Raw genomic sequence first — 17,994 nt, forward strand, 5'->3', positions numbered from 1 at the left:
CGGCCCGGCGGCTTACGGATTGCAGGACAGCTTGGCCTCGGCCCAGTCGCCGTGGTCGCTGCCGACGCCGTCGCCACCGTCGGTGATCAGCAGGTCGAGCGCCTTCCCCGCGGTCACGTCGACGTCGACGCTCGCGGTCTCGGCGGTTCCAGTCAGGACCAGAGAGTCGTACTTCGCCGTACCGTCGACCAGCACGTGGAAGGCGATTGAGCCGCGGTTTGCCATCTCGTCGTCCACGCCCACCTTCGCGGTGAATCGGGTGCACCGGCCGTCGAGGTTGACCTTGACCGACGAGGGTGCGTGGGCGCCGAGGCCCTTGGCATAGACGACCCCGTTCAGGGTGATCGGGTTGCCGTCGCCGGCCGCGCTCTCGCCGTTGCTGTGGTCGCGCTCGACGGGTCCCCAGCCGTTCGTCGAATCGATCCACTCCAGGTCGCTGACCCACGCCTCGCCCTTCGGCGCCGGCGGCAACGGCTTGTCCGCCACGGTGGCGGCGAAGAACCCGAACGGGCCACCCGGCAGGCGGATCGCGCGGACCGTCTTGCCCGGCGTGATTGGCAGCGCGTTGTAGGACACCTGGTAGTCCGTCGTGGTGTTGGCCAGGCCCGCCGGGGTGTAACGACCCTTGACCGTGACCGCGGGCTTGGCTCCGCCGGTGGCCGGATCCTGGCAGCACCAGTTCGGCAACTGCAGCGGATGCTGGGACTGGGTGCCGTCGGTGTAGAGGACTGTCACGGTTCCACGGGCATTCAGGCTGGCGCCGGCGCCGAGCAGGTGAAGGTGACTGCCTCTGCCGCTCACCAGGATCGGCGCGGTGATGTCCTTCGCCACGTTCGGTGTGCCGGGGGCGCCAGCCGGCAGGCTGAACTCGACCCCGTTGACGGTGATCGTCGTGCCGGAGCGGAATCCCGCGGCGGCCAGCGCCTCCCCGTGGAAGCTGTTACCGGCGCCGTCGAAGTTGCCCTTTGCGAATGTCTGGGCGTCGGTGATGCCGACCACGTTCGCCGCGGCGGATATCGAGGCGTGGGGAAGCTCCGCTGTGGTGACGGCGCTGGAGCGGTACGGCGTGTTCCGGGCGGTGTAGGCGGCGGCAAGCTGGAGCGTGTACGAGGCCGGCCGGATGTCGTGTCCCGGGGTGACGCTCAGCGGTGCGGTGACGGTCTCGCCGGGTTCGACCCGTGGGAAGTCGGTGTGGCCGCTCGATGTCCAGCCGGCCACCGGGGCGACGGACAGCCGCACGTTCGTCATCGCGTGCGTGCCGTCGTTACGGAAGGTCGCGGTGAGCTCGGTCGGCTGGCCCGGCGGGTTCCACAGCTTCGGGCCGGTCAGTTCGACCGTGCCGAGCGCGTCGGCCGGCTTGGCGCCGCCTACGGAGCTGCTGCCGGCGAGGGTGACCGTGGTGCTGGCGCTGGTAGAGATCGCGGGGGTCTTCACCCACACCATGCCAGCGCGGTCGCCGGGCGCGTAGTACCAGCCGGTGGTTGCCGAGTCGTACGCCGCCTTGTCGCCCAGTTCTCGCAGCGGCTGGTCGCCGACCTTGACCACCTGCGGCTTGGTGCTGGTGTGCGCGGTCACCTGGTAGGGCCGCTGCGCGGGCTTGCCGGTGTAGGAGCCGGTGCTCGCGCCGATGGTGAGGACGACATCGCCGCGGTCGTCGACCGGCGCCTTGACGTCGAACCGCTGGGTCGCGGACCTGCCGGTGCGGTGCTCGCGTGTGACCCGGTCGTCCTCGTAGAGCAGGAACGAGGAGCTGCCATGGGGGTAGACGTCGAGCGTCAGCCGGTCGCCCGGTGCCTGCTCGGCGTGCCGGTTGATGCCAGCCTTCCACATCGGCACGACGGCACCGGCCTTGACGAACAGCGGCAACGTGTCGAGCGGCGCGTGGTAGCCGTTCAGCGTGGTGGGCCCGCGGTGGATTTGGCCGGTCCAGTAGTCGACCCAGGTGCCCGTCGGCAGGTAGATGCCGTTCTTGGTCTCGTCCGCGCCCCACATCGGCGCGACGAGGAACTCTCGACCGGCGAGAAATTCGTACCTGGCGGCGTCGGTGTACGCGGTCGGGTCGTCCGGGTACTCGATCGGCAGTGACCGGTTGATCGGCGTGCCGGTGCGGTGAGCCTCCGCGGCGTACGAGTAGAGGAACGGCAGGAGCCGCTCGCGCAGCTGCAGGTACCGGCGGTTGATCGAGGTGTACGGTTCGCCGTACGCCCATGGTTGCTTGAACGCCGGTGTGGCCCAGCCGCTCATCGTCATGAGTGCCGGCGTGAAGACCTTCCACTGCATGTCCCGCACGTAGCTTCGGGCGGAGCCACCGAAGATTCCGTCGACGTCACCGGCGGTGTAGGCGATACCGGAGTTGCCGGATCCGTGGATCGCCGGGATCTGCCAGCGGATCGCGTCGAGGCTGCCGCTGTGGTCGCCGGTCCACTGCACCGCGCAGCGCTGCGCGCCGGCCCAGCCCTCGACCATCCAGGCGTAGCCGCGGGCGTTGCTGTACTGCTCGATGCCGTCATGCGCGGTGTCGCAGGCGGTGAGCGCGTGCCGGTAGCCCGGGCCGACCCAGGCCACGTCCAGCTTGCGGACGCGGACACCGGCCTCACCGACCTCCGCGGGTTGCCGGTCGAGCGCGGACTGGGTCCACAGCCCCATCTCGATGTTGCGGTTGCGTAGCTCGTCACCGGTCTGCCGCAACGGGCTGATCTCTCGCTTGCCCCAGTACGTGCCGTCGACGAGCTCGTGGCCCAGGTCGTCGGAGTAGCCACAACCGTAGTCGTCATTGACTAGCATCCAGCCACCCGGCATGTCGTCGTCAACGAACTTCTGCGCGATCTTTACCGCGTCCGGCGTGGTCTGCTTGTCGGGGTGGTTCTTCCAGTCGTTGCCCGGGTCGGGGTCCACTCCGTAGTGGCCGCGGTTGTAGCAGTCCGAGTCGCCGTATTCGAGGCCGTAGATCGGCGGCAGGAACGGCCGCCCGGTGAGTTCGGTGTACCGGTTGAGCGCGGCCTTGAAGTCACCGACGAAGTAGTAGGCGTCGAAGCGCTTCTCGGTGTGGGTGGAAACCACGGGGTCGTTGAAGGCGTACGTACCTGGTGTAAAGGTGTTGCGTAGCACCCCGTAGCCGGCGGAGCTCATGTAGTACGGCGAGGAGTTCGGGTTGCCGCCGTCCTCCCAGTTGAAATTCCGGGCGACCTGGATCGTTGTGCCGCGGTGGCTGAACCGGCCGTTCTGCATGCCGCCGCCGAGGAACTGCTCGGTCGCGCCGCGGCTCAACGTCTGGGACGTGGTGGTGTCGGTCCACCGGAGCGGCTGGGTCTCCGACCACACGGTGCTGCCGTCGGCCCGGTGCAGAGCGAAACGCAACGGCGACTTGTACGCCCGGACCTCGATCGTCCTGGTGCGTAGCGAGTAGTAGCCGCCGGCGTCGGACCACGTCGTCTGCCGAGTCGGGTAGTCGGTCTTCACCACGATGTTGGCGTCAGGTGCCTTTGGGTCGTCGGGTGGGGTGTTGGCCGGGTCGGTGAACTGTCCGTCCGGCGCGAGCCAGATCCGGAACACGTCGTCGGCGAGGAACGCCACCCGGACCCGGGCGTCGCCCGCGGTGAGCGTGTAGGTCGTCTGGTCGGCGTGGAAGCCGGTCACCGCCCCGAGCTCCTGAGGCCCGGCGGCCATCGCCGGCGTGTTGGCCAGGACGCTGGCGGCAAGCATCAGCGCGGCCGTGATCGCGGCAGCTGAACGTCGGATCGAGCGAACAGATATGAGCATTTGCCCCTCATCTCGATCAGGAATGGTCAGGCATGATATTCATATCCCACGATGGCCTGTCTGTCACGAGGGTGGCCGCGCCGCTTCGAAGTGACCGGCGAATCCGGGTTTGAGCTGGGCAGACAGCTGCGTACCCCCGGTGACCCCGGCGGGTCACTGGGCCGTGATGTTTGGTGCTGGTCGGTCAGCGGGCAGTCAGGCCAGGAGCACCGTTACGCCGGCGGCCCGCAGATCGGCGACAACTTTCTCGTCGGCGGCGTCGTCGGTGACCAGGGTGTGCACGGCCGACGCGGCACAGATCTTGGCGAAGGAGTGGCGGCCGAGCTTCTCCGAGCCGGCCACCACGACCACCTGGCGGGCCCGGCTGACCATCAAGGCGTCGATGCCCGCCTCGCTCTCGTCGTGGCACGACGTTCCCTCGATGGAGAATCCGTCGACGCCGAGAATGAGGGTGTCCAGCCACAGGGACTGCATGACCATGCTGGTCAGCGGCCCGGTCAGCTCGTACGACTGGGGCAGGGCGACCCCGCCGAGGATGACCGTGCGCAGCGACGGTCGCAGCACCATCTCGGTGGCGATGTTCAGCGCGTTCGTCACTACCGTCAGGGCCGGCCGGTGGGTGGCCTGCGCCAGGTCGGGTCGCGCCGCGATGTGCCGGGCGGTGGCCGAGGTGGTGGTGCCTCCGTTCAACCCCACCACGCTGCCCGGTTCGATGAGCCCGGCGGCGGTGGCGGCGATGCGTTCCTTGGTGCTGTGGTCGCCGCGGTGGCGGTAGCGGACCGGCAGATCGTAGGCGACCGAGCTGGCCACGATGCCACCATGGGTGCGGGTCACCAGGTGCTGTTCGGCCAGGGCGGTGAAATCACGGCGGACGGTCGCTTCGGAAACCTGCAAGGCGGTGGCGGCCTCGAGGACGGAGAGCCGGCCGCCCCGCTCGGCCAGGATCTCCAGCAGAGCCTGTAGCCGGCGAGCGCGATCGGCCAACCCGCCGCCCGCGGCGGCCCCCGTCGCGGTCTCGGTCGAGGTCATTTCACGGCTCCCGCCGTCAGACCCGCAACCAGGCGCTTCTCTACCAGCGCGAAGAGGATGACCACGGGCACGATGCTAACTATTGAGACGGCGAACACGTAATGCCAGGCGGAGTCGTACTGGCCGACGAACTTCGTGATCGCCACCGACAGCGGTTGGTTTTCCGCGGTGGTGAGGATGACCAGGCTCGCCGCGAACTCGTTCCAGCAGGCGATGAAGGTGAAGATGATGGCGGTGACGATGCCGGGCCAGACCAGCGGCAGGGTCACATGGCGTAGCGTCTGGAGCTTGCTGGCGCCGTCGACCAGCGCTGCCTCGTCGATCTCCTTCGGCAGGCCGGCGAAGAAGCTGTGCATGATCCACACGGCGAAGCTGAGGTTGAAGGCGGCGTTGACGAGAATCATCGCCAGCCAGGTGTCGTCGATGCCGAGCGCCAGGAACTGCCGGAACAGTCCGGGTGCCAGCACGGTCGGCTGGAGCATCTGGGTGGCCAGCACGAGCAGCAGGAACACCCCGCGGCCGGGAAACCGGTGCTTGGCCGTGTAGTAGGCGGCGGGTACGGCGACCGCGAGCACCAGCACGGTCCCGCAGAGCGAGATGATCAGGGTGGAGGCCAGGTTGTACGGCAGTGGCGCCTCGGGCGTGGACCACATGGTGAGGTAGTTGGACGGGATCCACTCCGTCGGCAGGTACGTGGGCGGAATGCGCAGGATCTCCGCGTGCTTCTTGAAGGACCCGATGAGCATCACCAGGTACGGCGCCAGGAACACCAGCGCCACCACCACGCCGGCGGCCGTCTTCGTCCAGCGCCGGCCGTGGCGGCTGCGCAGTCGGGGGCCTCGCTGGCCGTACGCCGCGCTCGCGCCTACCCGCCCGCCGGTCGTCTCGGGGGTCGTCGTAACCACTGCTACTCGTCTCTCATCGGTCGGAGAGCCGCCAGGTAGATCCCGATCACCGCGAGAACGATCAGGAAGTTCACCACGCTGAGCGCGCTGGCGAGATCGACCTGCCGGTCCTGCTGGACGTACTTGAAGATCAACGTGGTCGTGGTGTCGGCGTCGTACCCGGGGATGCTGCCGGTCATCGTGCGCAGGATGGGCAGGGAGTTGAAGACGTTGATGATGTTGATGAGGACCGCGACGGCGATCGCGGGCCGCAGGATGGGCAGCACGATTCTGCGATAGATGCGCCCGGGCCCGGCGCCGTCCATCCGGGCCGCCTCGACGATGTCGTCCGGCACCGTCTGCAGGCCCGCGAGGATGGTGTAGGTGGTGAACGGAAGGGACACGAACACCGCCACCACCATGGACACCACGAACGCGGGCACCGGTCGGCGGGTGAAGCCGAACCCGGCGTCGAGGATGCCGAGGTCGACCAGGAACTGGTTGAACACGCCGTAGAAGGGGTCGAGCGCGTAGTAGAAGACGGTCGAGGTCATCACGACGCTGGCTGCCCATGGCACGATCACCGCCAGCCGGACCAGGCGCCGGCCGGGGAAGGCCTGGTTCAGCAACTGCGCCAGAGCCAGGGAGATCAGCAGCGTCACGAGGACCACGCCGACGACCCAGATGATCGTGTTGGTGAACACCCTGCCCAGCGCGGGGAAGTTCAGCAGTGCCACGAAGTTGTCGAGTCCCGCCGAGCCGCGGTCGACGCCGGCCTGTGACACGTCCCGGGAGGATGTCCACACCATGTAGGCGGCGGGAAACAGGACGATCGTGAGGATCAGGGTCAGCGCTGGCAGCAGCCAGGGCAGGGCCCGCACCAGCTCCCGGCGCGCCGGTGGTGCGGACCTGCCGGGCGGCAGCTGCACCTGGGTGGTCTGCTCGCTCATCGTGTCCTCGATGGGTGAGTGCGACGGCCGCTGCTAAGCGTCGGCCTTGGCCTGGATGCCGGCGAGCACCGCCTTGGGTTGCTTGCCCTGCCCGATCTGGCCGATCTGCCCCTGGAGCGCGCCCTGAGTGGCCGCCCAGCGGGGGTTGGTGCTCGGGTAGAACTTGGCGCCCGGCAGGACCTCCAGGAAGCTGGCGATCTCCTTCTTGTCCTTCAGCGCCTCCGCCCCGGACTTCGTGGTGGGCAGGAAGCCCTCCGTGTCGACGAACTTCCGGTAGACCTCGGCGCTGAAGAAGTAGTCCAGGAAGGCCTTGATCGCCTCCTGCTTGCTGCCGTCGTTCTTGAACGCCATGAGATGGTCGGCCACCCCGAGGGTCATCGGCTGCCCGTCCTTGGTGGGAATCGGGGCGGTCCCGTACTTGAGCTGGGGGTTCTTCTGCGCGATCTGCCCCACCGTCGGAGGCAGGCCAACAGCCATGGCGATCTTGCCCTGGATGAACACGTCCAGCATGGGCGTGCGGTCGCTCGCTCCCGGGTCGGGCTGGGTCAGCCCGGCGTCGATCATCCGCTTCATGAACTGCACCGCTTCGACGTTGCGCGGGTTGTCGACGGTGATCTTGTCGCCCTCGTGCCAGGAGCCGCCGTTGCCAAAGATCCAGATCGAGGTCTCCGCCTGGGCCTCCTCGCTGCCCAGCGGCATGCCGTAGCCGTAGACACCCGCGTTGAGGTTCTTGATCTTCTGTGCGGCGTCGTACAGCTCCTGCCAGGTTGCCGGGGGCTTGGTCACGCCCGCCTTGTCGAGCAGCTCCTGGTTGTAGAAGAGGGTGCGGGCCGAGGCGATCATCGGCAGGCCGTACATCGTGCCGTCGATCGAGGCGTTCTTGGCGAAGGAATCCTGGAAGTCGGCCAGGGTGTCGCGGGAGACCACGTCGGCGGCGGGGTAGAGCAGGTCGTCGGAGGCGAAGCCGGAGAAGGCGTCGATGTTGAGGATGTCCGGCGTCGCCTTCGCCTGCACCTTGGTGCGGATGACGTCGTTGATGTTGTCCCAGGACTGGATCTCGAGGTTGACGGTGATGTCCGAGTGCTTCGCCTGGAAGTCGGCGATGATGCCCTCCCAGAGGGCCTTGGTGCCGTTGCTGTAGCTGGGGACCAGCAGCGACAGCTTCCTGCTGTCGCCGCTCGCGTTGTCGCCGCCACTGAATCCGCAGGCGGTGAGGGTCAGGCTGGCGATCACGAACGCCGCCGACCAGCGCAGGAACCGTTTCATCTTCGCCTCCATCATGGATGGACCATGAACAGCCGTGATCAGATCCGGGTTTCGCTGATTGTTCTTGACCGACTAATGCGCTAATCATTCATGATCGCGCCGCTCTTGCGATTCTGTGATGCCGGTCGATCGACGTCAAGACCAACCGCTCACGATTCGGTCACGGTCGGCGCTCGTCCGGCCATCGATGCCTGCGGGTTGGCCTCGCCGGACACGAGTCGGCAGAAATGGGCCACCCTCTCGGCCATCGCCTCCCGGGCCGGCGCCAGATACCGGCGCGGGTCGACCAGCTCGGGGTGCGTGGCCAGGGTGCCGCGGACGGTGCCGGTGAAGGCCACGTTCAGCGCCGTACCGATGTTCACCTTGGCGATGCCACCGCGCACGGCCCGGCCCAGCTCCTCGTCGGGCACGCCGGACGAGCCGTGCAGCACCAGCGGCACCGCGATCTCGGCCCGCAGCCGCCCGATCAGGGTGTGGTCCAGCACGGCGCTGCGGGTGGTCATGGCGTGTGTGGAGCCGACCGCGACGGCGAGGGCGTCCACACCGGTCCGCGCCACGTACGACGCCGCCTCCGTCGGATCGGTGCGGGAACCGGGGGCGTGCGGGTCCACCGGCGGCTCGCCGTCCTTCCCACCGATCGTGCCCAACTCGGCCTCGACCCACAGTCCCCGGGCGTGGGCGAATTCGGCAACCGCCCGGGTCGTCGCGACGTTCTCCCGGTACGGCAGCCTCGACGCGTCGACCATGATCGAGCCGAAGCCGTGCTCCGCGGCCTGGCGCCACAGGTCGGGGGAGACGACATGGTCGAGGTGCAGTGCCACGTCGACCGTGGCCGCCGCCGCGACGGCCCGGGTCGCGGCGGCGATCGGGGCGAGCCGAGAGTCGTGGAACCGTACGGCGTTCTCGCTGATCTGGAGGATCACCGGTCGCGCCGCGGCCTCCGCGCCGGCGACGATCGCCTCGGCATGCTCCAGGCTGATCACGTTGAACGCGCAGACCGGCCCGGCGGCGACGATCTGCTCGGTCGGTACCAGCGCCATCACAGCTCCTTGAGGGTCACAGCCCGGCGCAGCCGCCGGTAGTCGAACAGGTCCACGCTTCCCGCCACCGGCGCCCGCACCGCCGCTGCGGACAGCGCCACCGCGTCGGTGAGCCGGTCCGGCCAGGGCCGACGGTGGATCATGCCGTGGGCCAGGGCGGCGACGCAGGCGTCCCCCGCCCCGGTCGGGTTGCCGGCGACTGGATGCGGCAGGAACGCGTGCCAGTTGCCCTGTCCGGTCCGAGCGAGCAGTCCCGCCGGGCCGAACGAGGCCACGACGGTACGCGCTTCGAGCGCGTGTACCGCGGTGACGGCCGCAGCCGGTCGGGGGAGCGCCTGCCCGACGAGGTCGGCCAGCTCCTCGGCATTCGGCTTGACCAGATCGGGCCGCGCGCTCAGGCCGTGCCGCAACGGCTCACCGCTGCTGTCCAGCACCGTCCGGGCGTTGGCGTCGCGGGCCGCCCCGATCAGCGCACGGTACGCATCGGCTGGTACCCCTGGCGGCAGGGAGCCGGAGAGCACGACCACCGCCGCGCCGCGTACCAGATCGGCGAACCGGCTGAGGAAGGCGCTCCACTCGTCCGGGGCGACCCTCGGCCCGGGTTCCCACAGCCCGGTCGCCGCGTCCGGTTCGGCCACGACCACCGTGCGCCGGGACTCGGCCGCGATCGGCACGAACGCCTCCCGTACTCCTTCGGCGGCGAGCAGGGACCGGATCCGCGCGCCGCAGGCACCGCCGGCCAGCCCGGTCGCGACGACCGGGTCGCCGAGAGCACGCAGTACACGGGCCACGTTGACGCCTTTGCCGCCCGCCCGCTCGGCGACCTCCGCGACCCGGTGGGTGCTGCCCGGCACGAGGGCGGGGACGCGGTACGTCACGTCGAGCGCGGCGTTCAGCGTGACGGTGAGGATCATCCGTCGAGCCCCGCACCGGCGGTCTCGCCACCGGTCAGGATCACCGAGCGGGTCAGGTGGCGTGGCGCGTCCGGGTCGAGTCGCCGGTGGCGGGCCAGGGCGACGGCCAGCCGCTGCGCGAGGATCAGCTCGGCCATCGGGTCGCGTACGGAGTGGACGAAGGTGGCGCCGGTGCCGGCCACCTCCTCCGGCAGCCCCGCCGGCACGGCCCCGAACGCCCACACCGCCCGGTCAGGGCCGGCAACGGCGATCGGGCCATGCCGGTAGTCCATGGCCGGGTACGCCTCCGCCCAGAAGCGGGCGGCTTCACGGCACTTGAGCGCTGCCTCGTGGGCGAGGCCGACCGTCCAGTCCCGGCCGACGAACGTGACCTGTTCCAGCGTTGTGGGGTCCAGCGGGAGCGGTGCCGTCAGGGCCTCCGCCGCGTCGCGGACCGCCTGGTCGAGGCTCTCACCGAGAGGCGCGCGGAGCACCGCCAGCGCGGTCGTGGCGAACCGGGTCTGCACCACGGACTTCTCGTCGGCGAACGGCAGGCAGACCGGATCGTCCACAAGGGCCACGGCCGGGGAACTCGGGTCGCCGATGATGCCCGTGCTGCGGGTGTCGCCGGCGATGGCGCGCAGGACGTCGAGCACCTCGCTCGTCGTGCCGGACCGGCTGATCACCACCACCCGGTCGTAGCGGCGCTGCCGCGGGAACTCCGACGCCGCGAACGCGTCCGTCTCGCCGAGGCCGGCCCGTTCGCGCAGTCCGGCGTACGCCATCGCCATGAACCAGGACGTGCCGCAGCCGACGACGGCGACCCGCTCGCCGCGCCGGGGCAACTGTTCAGCGAGTGAGCCCGCGAGCGCGATGGCTCGTTGCCAGCACTCGGTCTGGCTGGCGATTTCCTCATCGACGTGTGTCATGACACTCCGACCTGCTGCTCACGACGGACTCCTCGGAGCGCGCGAAACCGCGCGGTTCGGCAGCGATCCGAGCGTAAATCGACGACAGCCACTTGGGCAATCCGTCACGCGGCATTCCCCAGTGACCGAGGCTCTTGCGGCGCAGGCTCTTGTCATCGATGAGCTTTTGAACGACACTGCTCGATATCAAGAGCAACTTGGCAGGTTCGATCAGTCTCCGTCACAGAGGAGTGATCACATGGCCCCATCCGCTCACTTCAATCCGTCCCGTCGTGACCTGCTCCGGTCCGGTGTCGTGCTGGGGGCCGCCGCCGGCCTGAGCGGCGCGGTGGGCGCCCCCGCAGCCGCCGACGACTCCACCGGCACCGAACCGCGCCGCGGCAGCGACGAGAAGAGCATGACCAACGTGCCGTTCGAAGGCTTCGATCGAGTCCGCATCGGGCTCATCGGCCTCGGCAACCGCGGCGGCGACCAGGACCGACGGTTCGGCGCGGTCGGCACGGTCACCGCGGTCTGCGACATCCGGCCCGAACGGGTAAACCGCACCATCGGCCGGATCATGCAGCAGGGCTTCCAGGACACACCGCCGGCCGGCTACTCGGCGGGGGAGGAGGACTACCTCAACCTGGTCCGCCGCGACGACATCGACCTCATCTACATCGCCACCCCCTGGGAGTGGCACTACCCCATGGCCAAGGCCGCCATGGAGCACGGCAAGCACGTCGCCGTGGAGTTGCCGATCGCGCCGTACCTCGATCAGATCTGGGATCTGGTGCGCACCTCGGAGCGGACCAGGAAGCACTGCCTGCTGCTGGAGAACGTCAACTACTTCCGCCCCGAGATGGCGATGTTCAACATGGCCCGGCAGGGGATCTTCGGCGACCTGCAGCACGCCTCCGGCGGCTACGTCCACGACCTGCGCTGGCCGTACACGTTCGGCGGCGCCTACTACCCCGAGCATTGGCGGCGCCGCTGGCAGACCAGGATGAACGCCTCGCACTACCCCACCCACGGCCTGGGGCCGGTGTCGGCCACCCTGGGCATCAACCGCGGCGACCGGTTCGAGGAACTGATCTCCGTAGCGTCCCTGCCCAAGGCGCTGGCGCTCTTCCGCGCCGAGGACCCCCGGGTCGGCGCCGACCACCCGTCCTGGGATGACGAGCCCTACATCTCCGGCGACCGGCACACCTGCTTCGTCACCACGACCAGCGGCCGGTTCATCCGGGTCGAGCACGACGTGAACTCCCCGCACCCGTACAGCAGGGAGACCACGCTCACCGGCACCCGAGGGACGATCGAGCTCGACAACGCCCGGGTCTACCTCGAGTCGCTCGGGCACAGCAACCACAGCTGGCGGACCGGCAACGAGTACAACACGATCCTGCGGCAGCACGACCACTGGTTGTGGCCGACGCTGGAGAGCCTGGCCGGCCAGTACGGCGGCCACGGCGGCGGGGACTTCATCGCCATCTGGCGTCTCGTCCAGACCATGCGCCTCGGGATGACCCCCGACATCGACGTCTACGACTCGGCCGCGTGGTGCTCGGTGATCCCGCTCAGCCACGAGTCGTTGAAGACCGGCCGGATGCATCCGGTCAAGGTGCCCGACTTCACCCGCGGCCACTGGCAGGCGGCGCGACCCACGTTCGACCGGCCGAAGCCCGAGGACCCGGTGTTGGACAACAACTGAAGCAGGCCGAGCAAGCACGTCCCGACGGCAGGCTCCCCGGCGTGCGGAGCCTGCCGTCGGACCGATCAAGCGGTGCAGGTGATCATCGGGGCCGTCCAGTCGGCGTGGTCGTAGTTGGGGCCGTCGAGGGTGTCCGTCCGAAGTTCGATGACGTCCACCCCGCTGACCGCGAGGTCCAGCGGTACGCCGGCGCCCGCTCCGGTGGCCTCGGCACCGGCGAGCTTGACGCCGTCGCCCCACACCTCGAAGCCGACCCGGCCCCGGTCACCGACCTCGTCGTCGATCCCGACAGTGACCGTGAACCGGCTGCAGCGCGAGCCGAGGAAGTAGCCGATCCTGCCCGGCGCGTGGGTGCCGAGGCCCTTCGGGTAGACGGTGCCCGCGATCGTCAACGGCTTACCGTCCCCGGGAGCCGTCTCGCCGTTGCTCCGGTCCTTCTCGACCGGACCCCAGCCGTTCTCGGCGTACAGCCAGGCCAGGTCGGACAGGTGCGACGAGCCGGCCGGGGGTGCGGTCGCCACGGTGAACCGGCCGGCTGCCGTGCCGCTGTACACCTGGTTGCGCGAGGTCCAACTGGCGCTCGCGGTCAGGTCCACCGGACCGAGGTCGGGTCGGTCCGCGGTGAGCGACCAGGTGGCCGTACCGGTCGTGCCGGGACCGATCGAGCCGACCTGGGTCGGCCCGGTCGCCGTCGCGGCCCACCCCTCCGGCGCGGTCAGCAGCAGCCGGGCCCTCGTGACGGCGGTCGTGCCGTCGTTGTGGACCTTCACCGTGACCGGGTTCGCCTCGGCACCGTCGACGTACGGCTTCCCCGGCGTGGCCTCGACCACGACCATCGGCGGCAGGCCCTTCCCGCCGGGGTTGACCCGCAGCATCACCGCATCGTGCCCCGGCACCTGGGCGCGGATCGTGCCTCCGGAGACGGACGTGGTGTTGGTCCACAGGTTCCGCACCGCGTACCCGGTGTCGGCCGGCGGCAGCCCGAGCTCGGCCGCGGTGGTGCCGAGCACGGCCGGCGTCGAGGCCCGGTTGAGCAGGACGACGGCGACCGAACCGTCCGACATCTTCTTGGTCCACACCTCGGTGTCGCCGGAGTCCCGCAGCTTCGCGCCCTGGCGCCCGCTCCAGTCCTGGTTGACCGCGAGCACGTCCGGATCGGTCAGCTGGTTGCGCGCCCACGCCGGCATCGAGCGGATGTCGTTGCCTGCGATCAGCGGCGCGTTCAGCAACGCCCAGAGGCTCATGTGCGCGCGGCTCTCGCCCTGCGTCAGGCCAGGATTGCCCACCTCGAGCATGTCCGGGTCGTTCCAGGCGCCCGGACCGGAGTACGCCTCCAGCCCGACCTGTTGGTCGAGGATCGACATCACGCTCGGCCAGGAGTCGGTGATGTCGCCGGTGGTCCGCCACAGGTCGCCACCGACCGAGTCACCCCACAGCCACGGCTGGTTGGCGCCCCACTCGCAGATGCTGTACACGATCGGCCGGCCGGTCTTCTTCAGCGCGTCACCCATCGCCTGGTACCGCTGTTGCGCGGGGACGCCCTGGTTGTTGCAGTTGTCGTACTTGAGGTAGTCGACGCCCCAGTCGGCGAACGTCTGGGCGTCCAGTTCCTCGTGACCGAGGCTGCCCGGCATCGTGCGGGCGCAGGTCTCGGTGCCGGCGCTGGTGTAGATGCCGAGCTTGAGCCCCTTGGCATGGACATAGTCCGCCAGCGCCTTGATGCCGCTGGGGAACCGTTCGTGATGGGCGACGTACTTCCCGGTCGCCGGGTCGCGCTCCTTCTCGGCCCAGCAGTCGTCGATGTTGACGTACCGGTAGCCGGCCGCGGCCATCCCGGACGAGACCATCGCGTCGGCGGTGTCGCGGATCAGCTTCTCGTTGATGTCGCAGGCGAAGGTGTTCCAGCTGTTCCAACCGAGCGGTGGCGTCGCCGCCAGGATCGGCTCGGCCGCCGGCGCTGCGGTCACGTCGTGGACCGACGTTGCGGCGGACGCCGGGACGGTGACGGTCAGGGCGAGGGTGAGAGCGAGGGTGGTGGTGGCAACTGTTCGCATGGCGGCTCCTGAGGGGCGGCTGGTGCGATGCAGATCTATGTAAGAACGTAAATGTATCTGTGCGGTTACGTCAACACGTGTGCGAAAATGTTTGACGCCCCGACGAGTGCCCCGGCGCCCAGTCGCAGACTTGCGGGGATCCCGCACAGCGGACACTGGCCGATGTACGCCAACCCGGTCGCGATGTGGGACCGGATCGCCGCGTTCCTGCCTCAGGGCCACGCCCGTTGAGGTCGATTGGGCGGGACGCCCGGCTCAACGCACCGGACCGCTCCGGGCCCGGTGGCGGCGTACCGCGTCACGGTTGGCGCACCGGGGCGAGCAGTAGCGCTGCTTGCCGGTCCGGGACAGGTCGGCGTAGATCGTCCGGCATCCATCCCGGGCGCATCGGCCCAGCCGGTCCATGCCGCGACCGGTCAGGTGCAGGGCGGTGCCGACACTGATCAGGGCGCGGAGGACGGCCGACAACGGCACGCCGTCGTCCCGGTAGTGCAGGTGCCAGAGCCCATCCGTGTGGTTGGTGAGCCGGGGGTATGTCGAGGCGCTGGCCAGCATCCGGTTGAGCAGCTCCGCCCGCTCGTCCGCCGAGGCGGCGTCGACGATCTCGGACCACTCCTCGATTAACCGGACGGTGACCGTGAGGTCGTCGTCCCGCACCGCCATGTCCATCACCACCCCGGCCGTCCGGCATCGGCGGGCCAGCTCCAACACCGATCGGGGCGGGTCGTTGGCCAGTTCGACGGCCAGCCGTACCGGGTCGGCGCCGTAAGGGTTGAGATGCATAATGCCATTACAGCAGGCTGTGACCATGAGCGACAGCGACGGGCATGTCTGGCGGACCCGGTCCCGGCACCGGACGAGCGACGGGATCATCTACTACCAGTCCTGCCACTGCGGGCGGTGGCGGATCCGTGCCGGTCGACAGGCCGGAATCCCGGTCGAGACCCGGCCCCTCTCGACGTACCGGCCACATCGCTGAGCCCGATCCGGCGACGGGGCTGCCCCACCCCGTTGCGACGTTGGATGGCTGGAACCCCACAGAAGTTTCGTCAGCTGTCTGGTGATCCCACTCCGAGCTGCCAGCTACGGTCTTGTGGCCGGCAGAGAGATCGGTGAATGAAGGCGGCGGAGGCGGTCGCCTGCCGGCAGGCGACCGACGGGTTCCGGCGATGCCTGGGGAGCGGTATGCCCCGGCAAGGAGGGACGGCGTTGGTCGGACGGCTGGCTACCTCAGCCATGGCACGAAACCGGATCAGACCGAGCACGCCTCACTGCTCACGTCGACACGAGCCGGGTCGAACTACCGACTGTGGCGGGCGGCCCGGGCCCTTCGGGATCGCCGGCTGACGATAGAAGGGACTCTTGATGGCGCGACGAAAGCTGCGCCCGCGGGCGGTCGGCCTCACTGCCGTGGCCGCCGCGGTGACGCTGGCTCTTTCGCTAGGGGTTGCGGGACCGGCCGCGGCCAGCCCGGACGAGGTCGGGCCGGTCTTCGTCGACGGGCAGGCTCAGATCGTCCCGGAGTTTGCGAACTCCAGCAGCTGGATCCGGCAGCGGTTGTGGGTGGAGACCGAGTTTGACTCTGACGGCGACGGCAAGCTCGACCGCATGCACGTGGACGTCACCAGGCCGGCGCAGACCGAGCAGGGGTTGAAGGTCCCGGTTGTCTACGAGAGCAGCCCTTACTACGCCGGTACGGCGTCCAGCCAGTCGCAGTACTTCTGGAACGTGCGACACGAGCTCGGTGAGCAACCGCCGGCCCGGCTCTCACCGCCACTGATCGCCCACCAGCCGGGTCGGACCTCGGTGTCCACCAGCGAGGTCAGCACCTGGGTGCCGCGCGGGTTCGCCGTGGTCCACTCCGATTCTCCGGGTACCGGGCTGTCGCAGGGCTGCCCGACGGTCGGCGGACCCAACGAGTCGCTGGCGCCGAAGGCGGTGATCGACTGGTTGAACGGCCGCGCGAAGGGCTACACCAGTGTCACCGGGGATCAGGAGGTCTCGGCGACCGGTTGGGCGACCGGCAAGGTCGGCATGACCGGCACGTCGTACAACGGGACTCTGCCGCTCGCCGCCGCGACCACCGGAGTCGACGGTCTTGAGGCGATCATCCCGATCGCGCCGAACACCTCGTACTACCACTACTACCGCTCCAACGGGCTGGTCCGGAATCCCGGCGGTTGGGTCGGCGAGGACATCGACTACCTGTTCGACTACATCAACAGCGGCTATCCGGAGCGCCGGGCGTACTGCATCGACACGATCCGGGTCGGCGAGATGAACCGCAACCAGGACCGGGCGAACGGAGACTACAACGACTTCTGGGCCGGTCGGGACTATCTCCACGCCGTCGGGACCGTCAAGGCCGCCACCCTGATGGCGCACGGGTTCAACGACTGGAACGTGGTGCCTGAGCACAGCGTGCGGATCCTCGAGGCGCTGAAGGCGCAGGGGACGCCGGTGCAGGCGTACTACCACCAGGGCGGGCACGGCGGTGCCCCGCCGCTGGACATGCGCAACCGGTGGTTCACCCGCTACCTGTACGGCGTCCAGAACGGGGTCGAGAACGATGCCCGGGCCTGGGTGGTGCGTAACGAGACCGGTGCCAGCCAGCTCACCCCGTACGCGGACTACCCCAACCCGGCCGCGGCGCCGGTCACCCTGGTGCTGAAGCCGGGCGGTAACACCACCGGCGAGCTGACCTCGTTGGCTCGGCCCGGCAAGGGTGTGGAGTCGCTGGTTGATGCCGGCAACACCGCGTGCAATGCCGGCGCGCTGGCTACCACGGTGTCCGACCATCGGCTGCTCTACGTGACGCCGGAACTCACCGCGCCGGTGCACATCTCCGGTACGGCGCAGGTGACGCTCCGGATGAGCGCGAGCAAGCCGGCGGCCAACCTGTCGGTGGCGCTGGTGCGGCTGCCGTGGACCGGCGGATCGGGTTGCGAGTCGAGCACCCGGGGCACCACGACGAGCATCATCACCCGGGGCTGGGCGGACCCGCAGAACCGCCACTCGCTCACCCGGAGCGAGCCGCTCGTGCCCGGCGAGTTCGTCGACGTGACCGTACCGCTGCAGCCGGATGACCAGGTCATCCCGGCCGGCTACCGGATCGGCCTGATGGTCTTCTCCACCGACCACGAGTTCACGCTGCACCCGGCCCCGGGCACCGTGCTCAACGTCGACCTGGCCGCAACGGCCCTGCGGCTGCCCGTGGTCGGCGGCCCGCTGGCGATGCCGGTCTGCGCGAGCACCGACGCCCGGACGACGGTGGTGGTCGGCGGCGTCGACAGCGGTGTGCCCAACCACCCGCTGGCCGGCAACTGCACGATCAACGACCACCTCCTCGACGGGGAGCAGTGGTCGAACCACGGCCAGTTCGTGACCCACGTCAACCAGGTCGCGGACCAGCTGGTCGCGGCTGGGGTGGTCACCTCGGGGCAGCGCGGGTCCATCGTGTCGGCGGCCGCCCGGTCGCGCGTCGGCAAGTAACGAAGTAG

The 17,994-nt window shown here is 69.3% G+C and carries 13 protein-coding genes; 3 read left to right on the forward strand and 10 right to left on the reverse strand.

The annotated features are described in order from the left end of the window. Window positions 1-12: 12 nt before the first annotated feature. The 8 genes from ABZ783_RS10495 to ABZ783_RS10530 all read right to left on the reverse strand — a co-directional run bounded on the left by ABZ783_RS10495 (window position 13) and on the right by ABZ783_RS10530 (window position 10,750). Entirely contained in the window at window positions 13-3,759 is a 3,747-nt protein-coding gene (locus ABZ783_RS10495) for an NPCBM/NEW2 domain-containing protein (RefSeq protein WP_357436033.1), read from the reverse strand. Between the two features lie 195 nt (window positions 3,760-3,954). Then, window positions 3,955-4,788 carry a DeoR/GlpR family DNA-binding transcription regulator gene (locus ABZ783_RS10500; RefSeq protein ID WP_357436034.1) on the reverse strand — a complete coding sequence of 278 codons (834 nt, stop codon included), beginning with the start codon at window positions 4,786-4,788 and terminating at the stop codon, window positions 3,955-3,957. Beyond that, window positions 4,785-5,693, reverse strand: coding sequence for a carbohydrate ABC transporter permease (locus ABZ783_RS10505; protein ID WP_357436035.1), 909 nt, complete (start codon window positions 5,691-5,693; stop codon window positions 4,785-4,787). The genes ABZ783_RS10500 and ABZ783_RS10505 overlap by 4 nt, the downstream gene beginning before the upstream one ends. A gap of 2 nt (window positions 5,694-5,695) precedes the next feature. Further along, window positions 5,696-6,622 carry a sugar ABC transporter permease gene (locus ABZ783_RS10510; RefSeq protein ID WP_357436037.1) on the reverse strand — a complete coding sequence of 309 codons (927 nt, stop codon included), beginning with the start codon at window positions 6,620-6,622 and terminating at the stop codon, window positions 5,696-5,698. A gap of 33 nt (window positions 6,623-6,655) precedes the next feature. Beyond that, window positions 6,656-7,888: an extracellular solute-binding protein gene (locus tag ABZ783_RS10515; RefSeq protein ID WP_357436039.1), complete on the reverse strand. Its 1,233-nt coding sequence runs from the start codon at window positions 7,886-7,888 to the stop codon at window positions 6,656-6,658. A gap of 149 nt (window positions 7,889-8,037) precedes the next feature. Next, complete coding sequence (locus ABZ783_RS10520) at window positions 8,038-8,928, reverse strand: class II fructose-bisphosphate aldolase (RefSeq protein ID WP_357436040.1); 891 nt, start codon at window positions 8,926-8,928, stop codon at window positions 8,038-8,040. Continuing rightward, window positions 8,928-9,842 carry a 1-phosphofructokinase family hexose kinase gene (locus ABZ783_RS10525; protein WP_357436042.1) on the reverse strand — a complete coding sequence of 305 codons (915 nt, stop codon included), beginning with the start codon at window positions 9,840-9,842 and terminating at the stop codon, window positions 8,928-8,930. The genes ABZ783_RS10520 and ABZ783_RS10525 overlap by 1 nt, the downstream gene beginning before the upstream one ends. After that, a complete protein-coding gene (locus ABZ783_RS10530; RefSeq protein ID WP_357436043.1) occupies window positions 9,839-10,750 on the reverse strand; it encodes a sugar isomerase in 912 nt (303 codons plus the stop codon). Before ABZ783_RS10530 ends, ABZ783_RS10525 begins: the two co-directional genes overlap by 4 nt. 238 nt (window positions 10,751-10,988) lie before the next feature. Here ABZ783_RS10530 and ABZ783_RS10535 point away from each other — a divergent pair, with 238 nt between their 5' ends. Further along, window positions 10,989-12,440, forward strand: coding sequence for a Gfo/Idh/MocA family oxidoreductase (locus ABZ783_RS10535; protein ID WP_357436044.1), 1,452 nt, complete (start codon window positions 10,989-10,991; stop codon window positions 12,438-12,440). Between the two features lie 65 nt (window positions 12,441-12,505). Here ABZ783_RS10535 and ABZ783_RS10540 read toward each other — a convergent pair whose 3' ends face one another. Beyond that, entirely contained in the window at window positions 12,506-14,494 is a 1,989-nt protein-coding gene (locus tag ABZ783_RS10540) for an NPCBM/NEW2 domain-containing protein (RefSeq protein ID WP_357436045.1), read from the reverse strand. 255 nt (window positions 14,495-14,749) lie between these two features. Then, window positions 14,750-15,277, reverse strand: coding sequence for a CGNR zinc finger domain-containing protein (locus ABZ783_RS10545; RefSeq protein WP_357436046.1), 528 nt, complete (start codon window positions 15,275-15,277; stop codon window positions 14,750-14,752). 25 nt (window positions 15,278-15,302) lie between these two features. On the opposite strand from ABZ783_RS10545, the gene ABZ783_RS10550 reads away from it, so the two are divergent. Next, entirely contained in the window at window positions 15,303-15,473 is a 171-nt protein-coding gene (locus ABZ783_RS10550) for a hypothetical protein (protein WP_357436047.1), read from the forward strand. 386 nt (window positions 15,474-15,859) lie between these two features. After that, window positions 15,860-17,986: a Xaa-Pro dipeptidyl-peptidase gene (locus ABZ783_RS10555; RefSeq protein WP_357436049.1), complete on the forward strand. Its 2,127-nt coding sequence runs from the start codon at window positions 15,860-15,862 to the stop codon at window positions 17,984-17,986. Window positions 17,987-17,994 lie beyond the last annotated feature (8 nt).

The sequence above is a fragment of the Micromonospora sp. NPDC047738 genome (genome assembly GCF_040642675.1).
Lineage (GTDB): Bacteria > Actinomycetota > Actinomycetes > Mycobacteriales > Micromonosporaceae > Micromonospora.